The organism is Sphingobacterium sp. UBA5639, assembly GCF_002421245.1.
GTDB lineage: Bacteria > Bacteroidota > Bacteroidia > Sphingobacteriales > Sphingobacteriaceae > Sphingobacterium > Sphingobacterium multivorum.
Genome location: NZ_DIJR01000029.1, coordinates 442,175 through 462,152, shown reverse-complemented (window position 1 = coordinate 462,152; position 19,978 = coordinate 442,175). Strand labels below are relative to the sequence as shown.

Sequence of the window (19,978 nt, the reverse complement as noted above, 5' to 3'; positions counted from 1 at the left end):
CCTTCATGAGCCCAAAGGCCATGGAGGTTTTTTCTTTTACGACTTTGCTTCAATCAGTTTATAGGTGCCATCTTCCCGGATCTGACTACGACCAATGGTGATATTTTTTGAATGGTAAAACAAAAAAATCCAGCCCGCTGGTGCACCTTCTGCCCAGTACTCCTGACGTAGCTCTTTGGAACGCCGACCATCAAAATCATATTTGGCGACATAATTATGGAAAATTTCTTCAGGCTCAGGTAATACATCTCCGCCAAAGAAATAGTGCTGGTCGCCCGTTTGAATATGAAATGCCTGATGATGCGCGGTATGTCCACCATTCAGCGCATAGCTGATTTCATCATTTATTTTTCCTTCACCTTCCACCAGTACCAAATTTCCACTGCGTTGAATCACATCAAAAATCTCGGTCCTGTATGAACTGGAGATGCCTGAATAGGCGTCTTCCCATTCGCCACGCTGAACAATATATTCGGCTTCAGGAAATGCGATACGTCCGGTTCCGTTTTCAAATGTGACCATCCCCCCAGCATGATCCTTATGAAGATGAGACATCAGTACATATTTTACATCTTCGGGTCTAAAGCCAGTCTTACGGATATTATGATGCAGCTGTAGCACAGCACTGTCATCCGTATAACCAAGGCCGGTATCACAGAGAATAAGCCCGGAATTAGTTTGGATCAAGAAGGGATGGACATGGATAAACATCGCCCCCGGTCGGTCCTTAGGGTCGTCTAGAAGTGGGTCAAAGGGAATAAATTTTCTACTCTTGTCTACGGAAAAAGAACCTTCATATAAAGAATAAGCCTGCAACATATTTAAAACATTGGGAATATGCACGTTAAGCAACAGCGGATCAATACCGGGTTTAGGAATTAGGTAAGTCCAGCCTTAAAACGTATATTTACACTTAAAATATTGTGCAAAGATATGCAAAAAAGGTGGGTACTAAAATCTAAAACTGATGTCAAAATAACCAACAAACTGCGCGAGGAATTAAACATCAACACTGTCTTGGCAGAGTTGCTCGTGAGTAGAGGAGTGGAGACTTTTGACGAATCAAAGCAGTTTTTTAGGCCTCAATTATCGGATTTGCACGATCCATTTTTGATGCGGGACATGGAAAAAGCCATCACCCGGATCATCCAAGCCATTGGCAACAAAGAAAAAATACTCATCTATGGAGACTATGACGTAGACGGTACAACAGCTGTTGCCGTTGTTTATAGTTTTTTCAGGGAATTTCATAGCCAGCTGGAGTTTTATATTCCAGACCGCTATGCCGAAGGCTATGGAATCTCCACACAGGGTATTGACTATGCCGCAGCAAATGGTTTCAGCTTAATTATTGCATTGGACTGCGGTATCAAGGCAATCGATAAAATAGATTACGCAAATAGCAAAGGAATTGATTTTATCATTGGCGACCACCACCTTCCCGGTGAGGAACTTCCCAAAGCCTACGCCGTGTTAGATCCCAAGCGTGCAGACTGTGAATACCCTTACAAAGAACTTTCAGGTTGTGGAATAGGCTTTAAGATTATTCAGGCTTTTATACTCACCAATGGCATGGATATCAATGCCTGTTATCAGTTTTTGGATCTTGTGGCCGTGAGTATTGCTTCGGACATTGTTCCTATTACCGGCGAAAATAGAATACTTAGCCACTTTGGTCTCATTAAACTCAATACGAATCCCTGCGTCGGACTAAAGGCACTGATTGATTTATCCAATAATCGAACGAAGATCTTTACAGTGAACGACATCGTGTTCCAGATCGGCCCCCGCATTAATGCAGCGGGCAGAATAGACCATGCTAAGGACGCCGTCAAACTTTTGATCTCCAAATCGCTGCAAGAAGCCAAAGACTTCAGTTCTAGCATAGACGATCAAAACAATGTACGGAAAGACTTTGATCTCAAAATAACAGAAGAAGCGCTTGCACTGATTGAGGATAATGTTCTTCTTAAAAGCCGAAAATCCACGGTATTGTATAAAGCCGACTGGCACAAAGGTGTCATTGGTATTGTCGCTTCCCGACTGACTGAAAAATATTACCGTCCGACGATTATATTGACCGAAACAAATGGTCATATTGCAGGTTCCTGCCGTTCGGTACTGGGCTTTGACTTGTATGAAGCCTTAAGCGAATGCGCTGACTTGTTGGAGCAATTTGGTGGTCATAAATATGCTGCCGGACTAACGATGTCCTTAGATAATGTCACGCTATTCCAGGATCGTTTTGAGGAAGTGGTATCGCGACGTATCAGTCCTGAAATGCTGACCCAAGAAATTTTGATCGATGCAAAGTTGGCATTGAAAGATATCGATGCTAAGTTCTTCCGTATTCTCCAGCAGTTTGAACCTTTCGGGCCCCAAAATGAATCCCCTATTTTCCTCAGTAAAAAGGTAAATGCAGTAGGACAGGCTTTTATTGTGGGCACCAATCACCTCAAGATGACGGTTATTCAAGAAGACTCTCCTTCATTTGACTGTATCGGTTTTGGACTGGCAGAACATATCACACACATCAATTCTGGGCAAAGTTTCGACATCTGCTACAGCATTGAAGAGAATGTGTGGCGCAACAAAAGAAACTTACAGCTCAACATCAAAGGGATTAAGTATTAGTATTGCATTAGTAAGAAGATATTAAATATATTTACACAAGATTTGGTCGGGCATCCCCCCATACTGGATTAGATACCAGGCATGAAAGAATGGTGAGGGTTTTAATTAGTCCTATTGAACAGATACATACAACACAAGACATTCCACGAAGATGATTTTAAAGGCAGAACATCTCATAAAAAAATATAAGCAGCGTACCGTTGTCAACAATGTTTCCTTCCATGTGGAACAAGGCGAGATTGTCGGGTTATTGGGCCCTAATGGGGCAGGAAAAACGACCTCATTCTATATGATTGTTGGTCTTATCAAGCCTAATGAAGGGAAAGTATTTCTCGACGATCAGGAGATTACGCAGGATGCGATGTATCAACGCGCACAACGTGGGATAGGTTATCTCGCTCAGGAAGCATCGGTTTTTCGGAAGCTCTCCGTAGAAAACAACATCCTGGCTGTATTAGAAATCCATTATCCCAATAAAGAAGAACGTTTGGCAAAATTGGAAGAACTACTCACGGAATTCAGCCTACACCGTGTCCGTAAAAACAGAGGTGATTTGTTGTCCGGTGGTGAGCGTCGACGTACCGAAATTGCGCGAGCATTAGCTGCTAATCCATCCTTTATTCTTCTGGATGAACCTTTTGCAGGGGTTGACCCGATCGCCGTAGAAGAAATTCAGACGATCGTAGCCAAGCTCAAAACCCGTAACATCGGCATCTTAATTACCGACCACAACGTACAGGAAACGCTATCTATTACGGACAGGGCCTATCTCCTGACCGAAGGAAAGATCATGCTGACAGGTACTCCTGAGGAAATTGCAGATAATGAGCTTGCCCGTAAATTTTATCTCGGTCGACATTTTGAATTAAGAAGGAAAAAATTTTAAAGATTAAAGAATCCCTCCCAATATGGCCTTATTAAACTCCATTTTTACTTGGTTCATGAAAAAAAGAATTCACCAGATTGAACTTTTCATGAAATACCCACACGATGTACAAGAAGAATGGTTTCAGAGTTTAATTGCCACTGCTGAAGCGACGGAATGGGGAAAAAAATACGATTATACAAGTATATTAACGCCAGAGATCTTCAAAGAACGCGTCCCGATACAGGACTATGATGATATCAAGGGCTACGTTGATCGTATGATAAAAGGCGAGCAGAATATCCTATGGCCTTCTGATATCAAATGGTTTGCCAAGTCCTCAGGCACCACATCTGATCGCAGCAAATTTATTCCCGTTAGTGAGGAAGCACTCGAAGAGTGTCACTTCCAGGGCGGTAAAGATATGCTCACAATATACTGTCATAATAGACCTGAAAATCGCGTATTTACGGGAAAATCTGTTGTTATTGGTGGTTCTTCACAGATCAACAATTTCAGTCCGGATTCCTACTACGGTGATCTTTCATCAATCCTCATCCGCAACCTTCCTTTCTGGGCCGAATTTAAGCGAACGCCCAATATGGAGGTTACTTTAAATCCAAACTTTGAAGAGAAAATTGAACAGATTGCCCAAATTACACTCAAAGAAAACGTAACGAGTCTAGCTGGCGTACCGACATGGAATATTGTTATGGCCAAACGTATTCTTGAAATTACAGGCAAAGACAACCTCTTGGAGGTATGGCCAAATCTAGAGTTTTATGGGCATGGCGGAGTGAGCTTCAAACCTTACCGCGAGCAATTCCAAAAATTGATCCCTTCTGACAATATGTATTATCTAGAGAATTATAATGCCTCAGAAGGATATTTTGGCTTACAGGATCAATCTGATTCGGAAGATCTTCTGCTCATGCTAGATTACGGTATTTATTACGAATTCTTACCTACTGAACGAATGCACGAAGAAAATCCGTCAACCTTACGTTTGGATCAGGTGGAGCTTGGCAAAAACTATGCATTGATCATTTCAACCAATGCGGGTTTGTGGCGTTATAAAATTGGAGATACCATCAGGTTTACGTCATTGTCTCCCTATCGCTTTCAGATCTCAGGACGAACCAAACAATATATTAACACCTTTGGCGAAGAGGTTATTGTTGACAACGCCGAACAAGCCTTGGCCGAAGCGAGCAAATTGACACAGGCACGAATCAGAGATTATACCGCTGGACCGGTCTATTTTAAAGATGCCGAGGCCGGAGCACACGAATGGGTGATCGAATTTGAGCAACAACCCAATGATTTTAAGCGTTTTTGTGAAATATTGGATGCTAAACTCCGTGAAATCAATTCGGATTATGACGCCAAACGTTTTAAGAATATGGCGCTTCGACCACCTATTGTACACAATGCGCCCGAAGATACATTCTATAAATGGATGAAATCAAGAGGTAAGCTAGGTGGACAAAATAAGGTTCCAAGATTGAGTAACAGCCGCGAATATCTCGAGCCGCTCCTGAAAATACTCGCCGAATAATACAGCATATCAACTTAAAAATACGGCACAGTGACCGAATAATAGCACGGTCTCCGGCTGGAGATTAGCCAAAATTTTTGGAAACCTTATTTTGGCTAATCTCGTATTGCTGAATTTTGTTGTTTTAAAGAACTGCTGTGAGTTCGTCTAATTGATAAGCTCAAGAAAGCTTAGACTATAATGGAGGTTTGTTAAGGTTTAATTGCCGTTTTATATAAAAAAACAAAAAAACCAAGAATAAAATTCATAGAAATACCTTTCTTCTGAACTTCAACATCACCCTGTAACAAGGAGCGATTATCGCCTGCTGCTACTTCGTTACTTTTGTTTAGACTGTGCGTCAATTCCATACTAAGTTTATTTTTATGATAAGTGATTTTATAGCGTTACTGCGGACCAGAATGCCCATCTAAAGGACCGCATTCTTTACAGCCAAACTTTATGCCATAATATGAAAAGAGTGTATTAATTAATAAAAAATTAACACATTTAATTATTAATACAGAATAACCGCGGGATATGAAGTGAAATTCTTCCATTTCAAAAAAAAGTGTAGTAAAATAGGGAACAACTGTCCGAAATAAAAGGCATAGCCAGGCTGGTAAATTATACAGGTATATGTGCAACTTATATTTCATTTTTTTCCTAACTTAGCCTAAGTAATTAAATAATAAGATGAACGCGACAGAGAACTATTCAATTCGCGTAGAGCCAACTCAAAATTCAAGACTCTCGCAAGTAGATTTCGACAATCTAAAATTCGGAAAGATTTTATCCGACCACATGCTGGTCGCAAACTATGATGACGGTGAATGGAAAGATGTCAGCATCGTCCCTTATGGAGATATCAGTATTAGTCCTTCGATGTCCGCTTTACATTATGGTCAAGCGATCTTTGAAGGAATCAAGGCTTATAAATTTGCAGATGGAACAGTGAGTATCTTCCGTCCGGACAGAAACTGGGAAAGATTCAACAAATCTGCCGCACGTCTTCAAATGCCGGAGGTACCTGAGGAGATTTTTATGGATGGCCTAAGCAAACTATTGGACATCGACCGTAACTGGATCCCGGCAAAAGAAGGTTCATCATTGTACATCCGTCCTTTTATGTTCGCAACAGAAGCAGCATTAGGTGTACACCCTTCAAAGTCATACAAATTTATCATTATCACTGGCCCTGTAGGCGCATATTACAGCAAAGCAATCAGCTTAAAAGTTGAGACCTATTATACGCGTGCAGCAGAAGGTGGTGTTGGCTTTTCTAAAAATGCAGGTAACTATGCATTATCGCTTTACCCTACACAATTGGCCAATGATGAAGGTTATGACCAAATTATGTGGACAGATGCTTCTGAACATAAATATATTGAAGAAGCAGGTACGGCAAACCTTATTTTCCGCATTGGAGATACGATTATTACACCACATGGTGATACAATCTTACACGGTGTAACACGACGTACAATTATGGAATTGGCGGAGAAATGGGGTTATAAAGCCGAGCAGAGAAAGGTATCTATTCAAGAACTAATCGACGGTATTAAAGCCGGTACAGTAACGGAAGCTTTCGCAGCTGGTACTGCAGCCACAATTACGGATATCAGCCGTATCGGTTTTGAAGGACAAGATTATCACTTGCCACCAGTAGCGGGCCGCGAGTTTTCAAATCGTGTTTTGAATTACCTCAACGACTTGCGTTATGGTAAAGTAGAAGATCCATTCGGATGGAACTATTTAGTGAAGTAATTTCCAAGATGAAATAAAAAAAGCCTTTGTTATGAATAACAAAGGCTTTTTTTATTTCATCTATTTAAATTGCCTGTATACGATAGGTATGCTTTGAAACACAGGCCATATGCTTGGTTTGAATCTGCGATGCTTCATTTGAATCTTCGCGGATAACCCCAAGTTCTCTCCTATCAGATCCTTAGGAATGTTCTCCCCTCAGCTCCTTTTGAATAAAATCAATGATAGCGGCAGTTTCCTGGGGTTGGAACCAGTGTGTATTACCGTATTTTTTAAACCATGTAATCTGTCGCTTGGCATAACGTCGCGAATTTTGTTTGATTTTTTCGGTCGCTTCCGCCAAAGACTGCTTGCCATCAAGATAATCAAACAACTCGGCATAGCCAACAGTGAGCAATGCAGGCTTCGTTCTGAAAGGAAGTAAAGCTTTCACTTCGTCCAGTAAGCCATTTTTCATCATCAGATCGACACGTAAATTGATCCTTTCATACAACTTTGCCCGATCCATATTCAAGCCAATGGTAAGAATATCAAAAGGTCTTTTTTCGACATCTTTCTTATGGTAAAATGACATCGGTTTACCAGTCGCCTCAAAAACTTCAAGCGCCCGGACGACACGTTGCGGATTATCGATGTCCGCCGTTTCAAAATATGCAGGGTCAATACTTTTCAATCGATCTTTTAAGGCCTCCAATCCCAATACTGCAAGTTCATGATTAAGTCGCTCGCGCACTTCATCTCCGGCCTTGGGTAGATCATCCAATCCTTCACATAGGGCCCGTACAAACAAGCCTGATCCACCTACCATAATGACGACGTCATGCGATTGAAATAACTCTTCTAGTTTCAGTAAAGCCTCCCGTTCAAAATCTCCTGCAGAATAATCCTGCGTGATGGAATGTGAATCAATGAAATAATGGGGAGCAGCAGCAAGTTCCACTGGATCTGGTTTAGCCGTACCAATAGACATTTCTCGATAGAACTGACGGGAATCAGCCGAAATGATCGCTGTTTTAAAATATTGTGCCAATGAAATAGCCATTGTAGTCTTACCAACAGCAGTTGGCCCCACAATGGCTATCAATGTTTTTTTATTTGCCATAATATAGCACTTCACAGGCCGAAAGAACCTGTAAAGTCTTCTTAATTAATATTCGTCTTCGTAGCCGCTGGATTCTTCACGCTCTTCACCTTCTTCGCCCTCTTCCTCATCGTCACCATCACTGTCGAAGCCATCCAGTTCGTCTTCATCATCGACCCCATATTGCGTATCGTCTTCCTCCACATAATCGTCCTCTTCAACAGCATCTGAGACCGGAAAATTAGCAGCAGTCATTGTTTTGGGAACCTGACCAATAGACTTAAACAACGCCGGATAGTCCTTTCCATCCTCTTCCTTCAAGATCTTGATCAATTCAACCTGGAAATCATAAGGGCGATCAAAATTGTAAACGTAGTAAAATTTCTGATGTGGATCATCGATAAACTTACTTAAACGGATATTCTCCATCAACAATACCTCAGCATCTTTTTTACGTTGTGTAGGCTTGAATGCAATCTCTGTTCCCTTTTTCCACTGATCATTGCTCACATAGAACGAGGAAGATGCATCTGCAGCATAACCTGTTGATTTATGGATTTCCTCATGTAGGTCTATAAATGTACTTTTAGAAGGCATGTCGATCTCACGATATACATCTTCATAATCCTCAAAAGTAACTCTAAATCTATAAATTGCCATCTCTGCTATTTTCTTCTTTTAACCCTCTAAAATTAATACTATATTTTAAGAATTGGAAATTTCCAATGGGATTTCTTCTTTGATCGTCAGGTTCATTTCCCCTGCTTTTTTCACCAAAAATTGGTATGCCTCTACTCTGGAATTTGGAATCTCGCCCTCTAAAATAGCCTCGCGAATCAAATTTTTCAGCAACCCTACAGTACGCCCTGGTGCCAAGCCAAATAGGATCATGATATCCTCGCCACTGATCGGCGGCTGCCAGTTCCGAACCTTGTCCCGCTCTTCGACATCCTTCAATTTTTGTTTGACAAGTTCAAAATTCTGACGATATTTCTTCTTTTTAAACTCATTTTTTGTGGTCACATCAGCATGACATAACATCATCAGGGCTTCAATATCATCGCCAGCCTCAAACAACAGACGACGTACAGCAGAATCTGTTACGATATCCTGCGCCAAGACAATTGGCCGAAGATGCAATTGTACCAGCTTTTGCACAAATTTCATTTTCTCATGGAGCGGCAACTTTAGTTCGGCAAAAAGCTTTGGTACCATACGGGCACCACGATCTTCGTGCCCATGAAAGGTCCAGCCGAGCTTTTTATCGAAACGTTTTGTTGCCGGTTTGGCAATATCATGCATAATCGCTGCCCAACGTAACCAGAGGTCATCAGACAATTCACATACATTATCCAGCACTTCCAAGGTGTGGTAGAAATTATCTTTATGGCCTTTGCCATCAATGACATCAACCCCGTGCAAATTATACATGGCCGGAAATATCAATTCCAGGAGACCGGTATCAAAAAGATATTTAAAACCTACTGACGGTTTAGGTGAGAGAATAATCTTATTGATTTCATCGATAATACGTTCTTTCGAGATAATCTTTATTCGCTCTTTGGTATCGCTAATCGCTTTGATTGCATCAATCGTGATTTTAAAATTTAGCTGTGTCGCAAAACGGATAGCCCGCATCATACGCAGTGGATCATCAGAAAACGTTTCTATCGGATCTAGAGGCGTTCGAATAATACGTTGTTCAAGATCTTGCACGCCGTCAAACGGATCCACCAAAGCACCATAATCTGCTTTATTCAATGAAAACGCCATCGCGTTGATCGTAAAATCACGTCGATTTTGATCATCGGATAAGGTACCGTCTTCCACAATAGGCTTACGCGAGTTGGCACGATAGGATTCCCTTCGGGCACCGACGAACTCCACATTGAGTCCTTCATAAACCAGCATGGCTGTACCAAAATTCTTGTAGACAGCAACTTTAGTATGTAGCCTATCACCCAGTAAAGTCGCAAATTCAATGCCGCTGCCGACGACAACAATATCCACATCATTCTTAAAAGGCCGCTTCATAATATAGTCGCGAACATACCCCCCGATGACATAACATTCTGTATTTGTTGTCTCGGCGAGTACCTTAATGATTGAAAATATTGGATGTTGTAAATTATCGTACATAGTTAGAACAGCAGGTAAAAAACCAAACAGTTTGCAAAAGTAACAATTTTTTTTGTATTGGAATTAGAGACAATTGAACAAGGATCAAAGACGCTGACACTATAAGCGGCGAGCTTACAGATTAAATCAACCCTCTTTATCCTTGTCCCTAAAAAAGTAAGACGGAATATTTAGTCTCTATCTTTGGATAACTTACGGAAAGCAAGTGGATTTTTAAGTAATTCGGCTTGTTCACGGCGGCGTTTTACAATATGTAAAGCCGAGAAAATTGCCTCTATAAAAGAGCTTTCAGAAGCTAAGTTTTTTCCAGCAATATCATAGCCTGTACCGTGATCTGGCGAAGTACGTACAATAGGTAAACCAGCTGTAAAGTTTACACCGGCACCTTTGGCAATATGCTTAAAAGGGATTAAACCCTGGTCATGGTACATCGCGAGTACCGCATCGAATTTCTCATAAGCAGCTTTTGCGAAGAATCCATCGGCAGGATATGGACCAAAGCAGAAGATCCCCTGTTCGTTTGCTTTTTCTACGGTAGGTCTAATGATCTGATCATCTTCGGTACCAATAATCCCATGATCGCCAGCATGTGGATTTAGTCCCAAAACTGCGATCTTAGGCTTTTCAATCCAAAAATCTTTCTTCAATGAGTCATTCATGAGGGCTAGCTTTTTAAGAATAGCCTCTTCGGTAATATTCGCCGCAACCTCATGCAGTGGAATATGACCTGTTACCACGCCAATACGCAATTCATCACAAACCATAAACATCAATACATCATCAGCCTCTACTTTGGCCTGCAAGTATTCGGTATGGCCGGGAAATTGAAATCCTTCCTGTTGAATATTATGCTTATTAATTGGGGCAGTCACTAAAGCATCAATCTTGCCGGCTTTCAGGTCTTCAACAGCTTTCTCCAACGAAAGGAAAGCATATTTACCGCCGATCTCGTTTTCTTCACCCAACGAAATCTTGACGTCTTCCTGCCAGCAATTGATCATATTTGCTCTTTTGGAATGCGCCTGCTCAGCATCATTGATCACGTTAAAACTAAAATCATTTACACCGATCGCTTTACGGTGAAAAGAAGCCACCTTTGTATTTCCGTAAACCACTGGCGTAAAGAAATCGCACATACGCTGATCTACCAAAGATTTAATGATGACTTCAAGTCCAATGCCGTTAATATCGCCTACGGTAATTCCGATTTTTAATTTATCGCTCATTCTGTTTAAATGCTTTGATTCAAAAATAGGGATTTTTTTCTTAGAATGACTTTTCACTTATTTATTTTTTACTTTTGCACTATGAGCACAGTAAGAGCAAAAAAACATTTAGGACAGCATTTCTTGAACGATAAAAATGCTGCACAAAAGATTGTGGAAGCATTGGATCCTAAATTGGGTTTTAGCCAGGTGCTTGAAGTTGGCCCGGGAATGGGGGTACTTTCAGATTTTCTCTTGCAGAAGGAAGATTATGAAACTTATTTGATCGATGTGGATGATGAATCCATTGCTTATTTGGACGATAAATATCCCCAATTGGGTAAGCGATTGATCCACGGTGATTTCCTGAACCTTGACTTTTCACAGTATTTTGGCGAGAAAATGGCCGTTATTGGCAATTTTCCGTACAACATCTCCTCTCAGATTCTCTTTAAAATTTTGGATGAGCGGCATCGTGTTGTTCAAATGGCGGGGATGTTCCAGAAAGAGGTCGCTGAACGCTGTACTGCCAAAGCAGGAAGTAAAGAATATGGCATCTTGAGTGTCTTTTTACAGGCGTATTATAAAGTAGAATACCTGTTTACTGTAAAGGCGGGAGCATTCAATCCGCCGCCAAAAGTATTGTCGGGCGTGATTCGCATGACACGCAACGACAGGGAACAATTGAATTGTGATGAGAAATTATTTTGGCGCGTTGTTAAAGCAGGTTTCAATCAACGTCGTAAGACCCTCCGAAACTCACTTTCGGGTGTTGTTCCGAAAGATAAAATGTCTGACAACCCACTGTACGAGCTACGCGCAGAACGACTAACAGTAGATGATTTTGTCGGCTTAACAAACGAAATAGCAAACAGTCTCTAATATGCATCCGACCGGCAGCACATTTATGATTATTGGCGGTGGTATCGCTGGATTATGTGCCGCAATAGGGCTTGCAAAAGTAGGTATTGAAGCACATGTCTATGAAAGCGCCATTGAACTCAAAGGCATAGGTGCTGGATTCGGGCTCGCGGCCAACGCCATGCAAGCTTTGGAACATCTCGGATTGAAGGATGAAATCGTCCCGATAGGGCACTACCTTGCATCCTACAACGTCTTGGATCAAAAAGGAAATATTCTTGTTGAACCAGACACTAGGTCAATCAGCCAGAAATATCAACAGGACAACTTCGCTATCCATCGGGCTGATCTGCATCAGTTTCTCCTATCCAAAATCCCCACTGAACAAATTCATCTCGGCAAACGCGCCATTTCCTTTGAGCGAGAGGGGGAAGATATTCAAGTTTATTTCGCAGACGGAAGTCATGTACGCGGCCAGGCTCTTTTGATTGCTGATGGCGTACACTCAGCATTACGACAACAGCTCATACCAGGCTCGGCCCCTCGTTATTCAGGCTATACCTGTTGGCGGGCAACCATTGACAATAGCAGCATACAGCTCAGTAAAGGAACGGAGACTTGGGGCAGCAAAGGACGCTTCGGAATGACCCCACTTGTCAATAACCGCATCTATTGGTACGCCTGCATCAATACAGAAGCACAGAATCCGGTCTTAAAAAACTGGAAAACAAAGGAGCTCCTCGAAAATTTTAAAGATTATCATGCCCCTATTCCAACGATCCTGTCGGAGACAAAAGATAGCGAACTAATCGCAAATGACATTATTGACATCACACCACTTCAACAACTCGCTTTTGGCAATATCTTGTTATTGGGTGACGCTGGACATGCGACGACGCCCAACTTGGGCCAGGGAGCCTGTCAGGCTATTGAAGATGTTGCTGTTCTCGTGGATGAGCTCCAAACCTCAGCTTCCGTTAATTTGGCTTTCCAACGATTCGAAAAAAGACGATTGGATAGGGTAAATTATATCTGTAATACTTCCTGGAGGATAGGAAAAATAGCGCAATGGGAAAATCCTTTCCTGATAGGAATGCGAAATTTTGGCATGAAAATAATGCCCAATCGCATGAAACAACAACAGTTAAATAAATTACTGTCTGTAGATTTTATGCAGATCAACCATAATCATGACGCTGGGATCTAAATCATCGTACTACACAGCAACGGTATTCACTGATCAGTGCCACATAAAAAAAAATTGAATGAAAACTACTATTTTGATCGTCGACGACATTCATGAAATCATGCTTGAGAAATTCGAACAGGCGGGGATCGCCTACAATTATCAACCTGATATCAGCCGAGAAGAAACTGAAAAAATCATCGCTAATTACTCGGGTATGGTTATCCGTTCCAAATTTCAGGTAGATAAAGCTTTTTTTGACTTGGCACCAAACCTCCGCTTTATCGCTCGTGCTGGTGCTGGGATGGACAATATCGACGATACAATTGCTGCGCAAAGAGACGTGCTGTTAATTCCGGCCAATGAAGGCAATCGGGATGCTGTAGGTGAACATATGATCGGTATGTTGCTTAGTCTAATGAACAATTTGAATCGTGGTGACCAACAAATACGATCTGGGCAGTGGCTGCGTGAGGCCAATCGTGGATATGAACTTAAGGGGCGTACTGTAGGTTTGATCGGCTATGGACACAATGGTGTGGCCATGGCAAAAAAATTATCCGGCTTTGATGTACAGGTACTTGCCTATGATAAATATCGAATCGACTATACGGATCAATATGCATCGGCAGCAGACATGGAAAAGATCTGCAAAGAAGCCGATGTGATCAGTTTCCATATCCCCTTAACGGATGAAACAAGAGGTATGATTGATGTGGATTATCTGGCAAAATTTGAGAAACCCATTTTCTTCTTACTTGGTGCCCGAGGCGGTATTGTACAGGTACCTGCAGTATTAAACGGCCTTGATTCCGGTTCCATTATCGGAGCAGCATTTGATGTGTTGCCCGTAGAAAAGTTCCCAAAACTCGCCGAACAGAGCTGGTATGCAGATCTTATCCGTAGAGACAATGTAATCTTGTCGCCGCATGTTGCCGGATGGACCTTTGAAAGTTATTATAAATTGTCGGAAGTCGCCGCAGATAAGATCGTCGCCTTTTTGACGTCTTAATTTTGGCAAAGAGTTATTTGCCAAAATCTTCAATCAATCATGCGAGCAAGCGAGCAAGTAATCAATTAAGTACCCACTATTCATACAGGTGCAGGAGATTAAAGTAAGCCATTGCTCTTGAAAGCTCTAAAAAATCAGGTTCCAGGGCTAAAGATACCGACAACAACAACAATCAGAAACTGAAGCACCAAGCTACAGTCCAGTAGATAAGCGTAGTGGTAATGGTCTTTTGTTTTGAAAACAGCCAACTTAAGCAAGGCAAATATGAGTACGTTGGTCAGAATCAATCCGATTTTAATAGGTGCTGTATAAGGCACGGTCAAGATCAAAACACAATGCAGGCCTAATAGTCCATAGGTTAGATTTTTAGCTTTTTGTTCGCCCAGCATATTAGGTAAAGTGCGTAGATGATAATAGGAATCCTGTTGGATATCCCGAATATCGAAAGGCAATGTACAGATAACCAAAAATATAAACTTCAATCCGCAGAGCGCAATAAAAACCCACTGATCTATTGTGACACCGATGTTGGCTAGTTCCACATAAGGGAGCACCACACTGCTGCAGACCCAGACCAGGGCAATGTGAAAAATCTTGGCCCCGGGTATCTGTCGAAGCCCCACTTTGCGGTCACGGAAGGTAAATAGAGGCATTCCGTATAGTAGACTCAGGATTCCAATAAATCCCAAAAACAAAAAGGAATACACATGAATAAACCACAAGCAATAACCAAGCACAAGCAAAGCGATACCATTGTTTAACCACATGACCCATTCATGATTAAAGATCCAGCGTGTCCGGGGGAATTTTGATTCTTTTGGGTGCTTCGGTTTGGACCACCACAGGCTAAAATTATAGAGTAGCAAGGTCGCCGTTCCTTCTGCTAAAACGATATACCAATTGATAGACCGTTCAAATATGATATAAGTCAATGCGCATTGTGCCATGGCCGCCATGGCGATCAGAAGATTTGTATAGATTGTAATATAGAATAGCTTTCTTAGAAAAGACATCTTGAAAAATCTTGATGCAAGATAACAATCTTATAGATAAAAGTAGTTTAACATTATATTAAACATCAATTTTTTGATAAAATGGGCAAAAACCGCTAAATTGTACACCGAAATCGAAATATCAAAAACAATTTCGCAACGATAACAATATAAATTAAAATAATTCATAATAATCCTAATAACGATGAGCCTACAAATAAAATCATTTGAAGAATATCAAAGTGAATATAAGCGAAGTGTAGAACAACCTGAGGAGTTTTGGGCGAGCATTGCAGATCATTTTTTCTGGAAGAGAAAGTGGAATAAAGTGCTGAACTGGAACTTTGAGGAACCCAATGTCAAATGGTTTGAGGGTGCTAAATTAAATATTACAGAAAACTGTCTAGATCGCCATATTTATGCTAATGGAGATAAACCAGCCATCATCTGGGAACCTAATGATCCCAATGAAGCGCACCGCATTCTTTCCTATAAGCAATTACTACAAAAGGTAGAGCAATTTGCCAACGTACTTAAAAATAATAACATCAAAAAAGGAGACCGGGTATGTATTTACTTGCCAATGGTTCCTGAATTGGTTATTGCTGTATTAGCCTGTGCTCGTATCGGCGCTATCCACTCGGTGGTGTTTGGAGGTTTTTCAGCACGATCTATCGCGGATCGTATCATCGATGCGGAATGCAAACTGATCGTCACTTCAGATGGTAGTTACCGCGGCAATAAAACCATTGGTTTAAAAAACATTGTGGACGATGCTTTAATGCAATGTGACACTGTTGAAAAAGTAATTGTTTTAACACGTACGCGTACACCGGTATCGATGATCAAAGGACGTGACGTATGGTGGGAAGATGAGATCAAAAAAGTAGAAACACAGGGAAATCCAGCATGTCCAGCAGAAGAGATGGATGCTGAGGACAATTTATTCATCCTTTATACATCGGGATCCACAGGTAAACCTAAGGGTGTAGTACACACTTGTGGTGGTTATATGGTGTATACAGGCTATACCTTTATGAATACCTTCCAATATAAGCCAAACGATGTATTTTTCTGTACAGCGGATATCGGCTGGATTACAGGACACAGTTACATCGTTTACGGACCGTTATCACAAGGAGCTACTTCTTTAATGTTTGAGGGTATTCCAACATTCCCGGATGCGAGCCGTTATTGGGATATCGTTGATAAGTTCAAAGTCAATATTATCTATACATCCCCTACTGCTTTGCGTTCATTGATGGCTTTTGGGGACGAATTTGTCGACAAAAACGACCTTTCATCTTTACGTGTTTTGGGATCTGTAGGCGAACCAATCAACGAAGAAGCCTGGAACTGGTTTAACGAAAAAGTTGGTAAAAAGAATTGCCCTATTGTTGACACCTATTGGCAGACAGAGAATGGAGGCCATTTGATCACTTCATTGGCCGGAGTAACACCAGAAAAAGCAAGTTATGCGATGTTCCCGATGCCGGGCATTCAACCCGCTTTGATGGATGAGAATGGAAAAGAAATCGAAGGCAATGACGTAACTGGCAATCTGTGTATTAAATTCCCATGGCCAGGTATGTTACGCACGACATGGGGCGATCATGACCGCTGTCGTCAAACCTATTTCTCGACGTATAAAGATATGTATTTTACGGGCGATGGATGTTTCCGTAGTCCAGAGGGCTATTACAAAATCACAGGCCGTGTAGATGATGTATTAAATGTTTCGGGTCACCGCATTGGTACAGCAGAGGTGGAAAATGCCATCAATATGCACGCTGACGTTGTTGAATCGGCCATTGTCGGATATCCGCACCCAGTAAAAGGACAGGGTATCTATGCTTATGTCATTGCGAATCACCACACCGATGCAGAAGCCACCAGAAAGGATATCATGGAAACCGTTTCACGTATTATCGGTCCAATTGCTAAACCAGACATTATCCAATTTGTTGATGATTTACCAAAAACACGTTCAGGAAAGATCATGCGTCGTATCTTACGCAAGATTGCCGAAGACGATATCGCCAATGTAGGAGATACTTCAACACTTCAGGATCCTGCCGTTGTAGAAGGAATCATCAAAGGCGCTGCGGCTTTGAAAAAATAGTCTATCTTAAATACTTTATACCTAAAAAGGGCTTTCCAAAAAATTGGAAAGCCCTTTTTAGGTATTTTAGCACTATCCCGCTAGAATTTCATTTCAAATATGCGAGAGATTACATTTAATATCTCCTTATTTAATGCTATCTAAACAGTTCTATCGCGATGTGTTCAAGCGGATTGGGAGCGAATACTTCACATTTAGTTTCTCTCCACGTTGTATTCCGGGCTTCCATTTGCCTGCTTTTTTTATAACACGGATTCCTTCCTCCCCTGTTCCAAAACCTAAATCTTTCTTTACTACCGGATTTTTTATGTTACCATCTTTGTCTATCACAAACGCTATCATGACCACACCAGACACCTGATTACTAATCGCCTCCTTTGGGTAGACATAATTGCTCGCTATAAAGCCCATCAGTCTAGAAATTCCACCGGGGTAATCAGGCGGACTCATAAAGTTAGACGAATCATATTTAAAAACCTCTCCGTCAACCTTTGTTTTAGTCCCTGACACTAATTGATTATTCGAGTACGTTTCAACAAAGCTATCCTTTCCCATCTTTCCTTTCCATTCACCTTCGCGCAAATTGTTTTTCATTTGTCCCTCTTCATAACTCCACCCATAATTTAGCCGAATAAATCCGTTCCCATTTTCCAACGTTTTGTTGTTAAAAGAATCATAGTACACAACATAAATGGGATCTTCTATTTTCAGTTTTCCTTTTTTATCGAGACTACTCGGATAAAAAACAATCTTCTCCAATTTATTCCCTGGATACAGATAAAAAGCAGAATCTATAAGAGCACTTTCGTCGCTGTAGTTTTCTAAGCTTTTTAACGTTCCCTGTTCATAAAATTCGTACTTTCGCCCGCGAAATTTAAATGGATAAAGCGCATTTGTACTGATGCCACTGAGTTTGATCGAATCATTGCGCGTGTAAAACTCCTCTACACGATAAACTTTATCCTTTCCCGATGCATCAACATGAATTGTCCGCATATAATAGGCCGAATCCGCTTGTTTTGTTTCATCGCCATCTTTCTTATGATAACTTGTAAAAGAAACCTGAGCATAAAGATTTGATAAGAAAAAATTGAATAACAAAAAACAGACGGTTGAGCCCCAAAAATGTAAATAATACTTCATAATAATTGATAATAATAACAAATATCCTGGTTAAATAAAAAATTAATCGATTAAATAATACTTATTTCTATTTATGGTCAACATCATGCTGTAAAATCAAGTTTTCCACATGATGTTAATAAGATTGTTAATAACCCAACTTGTCACCAAAATTGAGGACTTCATTTATTCACAGAACTTCATTTTAGTCTTCACTATAGGAACGGAAGAACAACTACACTCCAAAAACACAATCAGTCTTTTTGAGCGGACCATCAATCAAGGATTGGCATCTAACCGAATTGGCATCGTGAACATTACACCGATAGGCTCTCCACGCTGTATTCCCGGTTTCCATCTTTCGGCCATTTTTAACACACGAATACCCTCCTCGCCCGTACCAAAGCCCAAGTCTTTTTTCACAAAAATATCTTCTAAATATCCTTCCTTATTCACAACAAAACTAATTTCCAATACTCCCTTAACATTATTTCGTTTAGCTTCTTTAGGCCATTTATAATGTCTAGAAACAAAGTTCATCAATTTTGGCATTCCTCTTGGGTAAACGGGATCAACCCAATAGGTCGTTGAATCATAGCTAATGGTCGTTCCATTTTCTTTGGTTTTGACACCAAAGAGCAGCTTGCCTCGCGCAAAGACCTCGGTAATTGGCAGCTTAGACATTATACCCTCCCATTTACCTTCACGTCGGTAATTTTCAATTTCTCCCTGTAGGTAATCGTCATGATCATACTCAATGCGAATAAAACCGTTTCCATTTTCAAGAGTCTTATTGCCTAACGAATCGTAATGTGCGATATAATATGCGACACCGCCCTTTATTTTATCGTTAAATGGGTAATGTGAAATTGTTCTTAACTTCCCATTCGGATACCAGTAAAATGCTGAATCAACACGTACATTTTCTGAATTAAAATTTTCTAGACTTCGCTTTTCACCATTTAAATAAAACTCCTCCAGCCTCCCAAAGAATTTTAAAATAATACCTGTATCCTGCACTGTTCCATTTAGCTTAATGGTATTATTCGGTAAATAATGCTCTACGATCTTAAAGTATGACATAGGCTGATCTGTCATATGAACTATGGTTCTGGAAAAAAAGGCTGAATCCTTTAGTTTAGTTTCTCGCCCTGCCTTTGTATAGTATGCTGTTCTCTCATCCTGAGCACTCGCATTAAATATAAATAGATTGAATAGCAAATAACAAATCAGCTTTGCCGCTAAATACAAGTTGGATTTCATAAAATTTGTTAATAGTATTGCAATAATAACAAATGGAGCAGCCAAACAAGAAATAAACAGGTTAATTAATTATTACTTATAACAACTATCGCTGCAATTGAGGAAACCAGGTTATCAACATAATGTTAATAACTCTGTTGATAACTTAAAAACGTTACTCATGTAAGTAATAAAGCCATTTCAGATTCGCTA

The 19,978-nt window shown here is 40.7% G+C and carries 17 protein-coding genes; 8 read left to right on the top strand and 9 right to left on the bottom strand.

Going from position 1 to position 19,978, the window contains the following annotated elements; translation table 11 throughout:
- Nucleotides 1-36: 36 nt before the first annotated feature.
- The gene (locus B4Z90_RS18780) at nt 37-819 is read right to left on the bottom strand and encodes an MBL fold metallo-hydrolase (RefSeq protein ID WP_286802964.1); all 783 of its coding nucleotides are present in this window, start codon (nt 817-819) and stop codon (nt 37-39) included.
- A gap of 114 nt (nt 820-933) precedes the next feature.
- Here B4Z90_RS18780 and recJ point away from each other — a divergent pair, with 114 nt between their 5' ends.
- From recJ to B4Z90_RS18765, 3 genes are all read left to right on the top strand, one after another.
- Nucleotides 934-2,634, top strand: coding sequence for a single-stranded-DNA-specific exonuclease RecJ (recJ, locus tag B4Z90_RS18775; RefSeq protein WP_046672806.1), 1,701 nt, complete (start codon nt 934-936; stop codon nt 2,632-2,634).
- Between the two features lie 151 nt (nt 2,635-2,785).
- Nucleotides 2,786-3,520 carry an LPS export ABC transporter ATP-binding protein gene (gene lptB / locus B4Z90_RS18770; RefSeq protein WP_028072074.1) on the top strand — a complete coding sequence of 245 codons (735 nt, stop codon included), beginning with the start codon at nt 2,786-2,788 and terminating at the stop codon, nt 3,518-3,520.
- 22 nt (nt 3,521-3,542) lie between these two features.
- Complete coding sequence (locus tag B4Z90_RS18765) at nt 3,543-5,057, top strand: GH3 auxin-responsive promoter family protein (protein WP_286752640.1); 1,515 nt, start codon at nt 3,543-3,545, stop codon at nt 5,055-5,057.
- A gap of 191 nt (nt 5,058-5,248) precedes the next feature.
- Here the strand turns inward: B4Z90_RS18765 and B4Z90_RS18760 are convergent, their stop codons facing one another.
- A complete protein-coding gene (locus tag B4Z90_RS18760; RefSeq protein WP_156167568.1) occupies nt 5,249-5,407 on the bottom strand; it encodes a hypothetical protein in 159 nt (52 codons plus the stop codon).
- 325 nt (nt 5,408-5,732) lie between these two features.
- Between B4Z90_RS18760 and B4Z90_RS18755 the strand changes: the two genes are divergently transcribed.
- Nucleotides 5,733-6,803: a branched-chain amino acid aminotransferase gene (locus B4Z90_RS18755; RefSeq protein WP_115046575.1), complete on the top strand. Its 1,071-nt coding sequence runs from the start codon at nt 5,733-5,735 to the stop codon at nt 6,801-6,803.
- A gap of 181 nt (nt 6,804-6,984) precedes the next feature.
- On the opposite strand, the gene miaA is transcribed toward B4Z90_RS18755, so the two are convergent.
- The 4 genes from miaA to pdxA all read right to left on the bottom strand — a co-directional run bounded on the left by miaA (nt 6,985) and on the right by pdxA (nt 11,249).
- Complete coding sequence (miaA, locus tag B4Z90_RS18750; RefSeq protein ID WP_286802961.1) at nt 6,985-7,905, bottom strand: tRNA (adenosine(37)-N6)-dimethylallyltransferase MiaA; 921 nt, start codon at nt 7,903-7,905, stop codon at nt 6,985-6,987.
- Nucleotides 7,906-7,950: 45 nt separating this feature from the next.
- On the bottom strand, nt 7,951-8,544 hold the full coding sequence (locus B4Z90_RS18745) for an IS1096 element passenger TnpR family protein (protein WP_112374903.1): 594 nt from the start codon (nt 8,542-8,544) through the stop codon (nt 7,951-7,953).
- A 45-nt stretch (nt 8,545-8,589) separates the two neighbouring features.
- Nucleotides 8,590-10,023, bottom strand: coding sequence for a CCA tRNA nucleotidyltransferase (locus B4Z90_RS18740; RefSeq protein WP_286802960.1), 1,434 nt, complete (start codon nt 10,021-10,023; stop codon nt 8,590-8,592).
- Nucleotides 10,024-10,193: 170 nt separating this feature from the next.
- Complete coding sequence (gene pdxA, locus B4Z90_RS18735) at nt 10,194-11,249, bottom strand: 4-hydroxythreonine-4-phosphate dehydrogenase PdxA (protein ID WP_286802959.1); 1,056 nt, start codon at nt 11,247-11,249, stop codon at nt 10,194-10,196.
- A gap of 81 nt (nt 11,250-11,330) precedes the next feature.
- Here pdxA and rsmA point away from each other — a divergent pair, with 81 nt between their 5' ends.
- From rsmA to B4Z90_RS18720, 3 genes are read left to right on the top strand one after another with little or no spacing between them, the layout of a single operon-like run.
- Nucleotides 11,331-12,110, top strand: a complete 780-nt coding sequence (gene rsmA, locus B4Z90_RS18730; protein WP_046671619.1) for a 16S rRNA (adenine(1518)-N(6)/adenine(1519)-N(6))-dimethyltransferase RsmA — start codon at nt 11,331-11,333, stop codon at nt 12,108-12,110.
- 1 nt (nt 12,111) lies between these two features.
- Entirely contained in the window at nt 12,112-13,296 is a 1,185-nt protein-coding gene (locus B4Z90_RS18725) for an FAD-dependent monooxygenase (RefSeq protein WP_286752642.1), read from the top strand.
- Nucleotides 13,297-13,354: 58 nt separating this feature from the next.
- Nucleotides 13,355-14,287: an NAD(P)-dependent oxidoreductase gene (locus B4Z90_RS18720; RefSeq protein ID WP_112374906.1), complete on the top strand. Its 933-nt coding sequence runs from the start codon at nt 13,355-13,357 to the stop codon at nt 14,285-14,287.
- A gap of 134 nt (nt 14,288-14,421) precedes the next feature.
- Here the strand turns inward: B4Z90_RS18720 and B4Z90_RS18715 are convergent, their stop codons facing one another.
- A complete protein-coding gene (locus tag B4Z90_RS18715; protein ID WP_112374907.1) occupies nt 14,422-15,300 on the bottom strand; it encodes a hypothetical protein in 879 nt (292 codons plus the stop codon).
- 184 nt (nt 15,301-15,484) lie between these two features.
- On the opposite strand from B4Z90_RS18715, the gene acs reads away from it, so the two are divergent.
- Complete coding sequence (gene acs / locus B4Z90_RS18710) at nt 15,485-17,401, top strand: acetate--CoA ligase (protein WP_286802957.1); 1,917 nt, start codon at nt 15,485-15,487, stop codon at nt 17,399-17,401.
- Between the two features lie 150 nt (nt 17,402-17,551).
- Here the strand turns inward: acs and B4Z90_RS18705 are convergent, their stop codons facing one another.
- The gene (locus B4Z90_RS18705) at nt 17,552-18,544 is read right to left on the bottom strand and encodes an energy transducer TonB (protein ID WP_112374909.1); all 993 of its coding nucleotides are present in this window, start codon (nt 18,542-18,544) and stop codon (nt 17,552-17,554) included.
- A gap of 258 nt (nt 18,545-18,802) precedes the next feature.
- Nucleotides 18,803-19,786, bottom strand: coding sequence for an energy transducer TonB (locus B4Z90_RS18700; protein WP_286802954.1), 984 nt, complete (start codon nt 19,784-19,786; stop codon nt 18,803-18,805).
- Nucleotides 19,787-19,978: the final 192 nt, after the last annotated feature.

Coding starts and splice junctions, on each gene's coding strand:
- B4Z90_RS18780 (WP_286802964.1), bottom strand. CDS start 819: ATGTTGCAGGCTTATTCTTTATATGAAGGTTCTTTTTCCGTAGACAAG.
- recJ (WP_046672806.1), top strand. CDS start 934: ATGCAAAAAAGGTGGGTACTAAAATCTAAAACTGATGTCAAAATAACC.
- lptB (WP_028072074.1), top strand. CDS start 2,786: ATGATTTTAAAGGCAGAACATCTCATAAAAAAATATAAGCAGCGTACC.
- B4Z90_RS18765 (WP_286752640.1), top strand. CDS start 3,543: ATGGCCTTATTAAACTCCATTTTTACTTGGTTCATGAAAAAAAGAATT.
- B4Z90_RS18760 (WP_156167568.1), bottom strand. CDS start 5,407: ATGGAATTGACGCACAGTCTAAACAAAAGTAACGAAGTAGCAGCAGGC.
- B4Z90_RS18755 (WP_115046575.1), top strand. CDS start 5,733: ATGAACGCGACAGAGAACTATTCAATTCGCGTAGAGCCAACTCAAAAT.
- miaA (WP_286802961.1), bottom strand. CDS start 7,905: ATGGCAAATAAAAAAACATTGATAGCCATTGTGGGGCCAACTGCTGTT.
- B4Z90_RS18745 (WP_112374903.1), bottom strand. CDS start 8,544: ATGGCAATTTATAGATTTAGAGTTACTTTTGAGGATTATGAAGATGTA.
- B4Z90_RS18740 (WP_286802960.1), bottom strand. CDS start 10,023: ATGTACGATAATTTACAACATCCAATATTTTCAATCATTAAGGTACTC.
- pdxA (WP_286802959.1), bottom strand. CDS start 11,249: ATGAGCGATAAATTAAAAATCGGAATTACCGTAGGCGATATTAACGGC.
- rsmA (WP_046671619.1), top strand. CDS start 11,331: ATGAGCACAGTAAGAGCAAAAAAACATTTAGGACAGCATTTCTTGAAC.
- B4Z90_RS18725 (WP_286752642.1), top strand. CDS start 12,112: ATGCATCCGACCGGCAGCACATTTATGATTATTGGCGGTGGTATCGCT.
- B4Z90_RS18720 (WP_112374906.1), top strand. CDS start 13,355: ATGAAAACTACTATTTTGATCGTCGACGACATTCATGAAATCATGCTT.
- B4Z90_RS18715 (WP_112374907.1), bottom strand. CDS start 15,300: ATGTCTTTTCTAAGAAAGCTATTCTATATTACAATCTATACAAATCTT.
- acs (WP_286802957.1), top strand. CDS start 15,485: ATGAGCCTACAAATAAAATCATTTGAAGAATATCAAAGTGAATATAAG.
- B4Z90_RS18705 (WP_112374909.1), bottom strand. CDS start 18,544: ATGAAGTATTATTTACATTTTTGGGGCTCAACCGTCTGTTTTTTGTTA.
- B4Z90_RS18700 (WP_286802954.1), bottom strand. CDS start 19,786: ATGAAATCCAACTTGTATTTAGCGGCAAAGCTGATTTGTTATTTGCTA.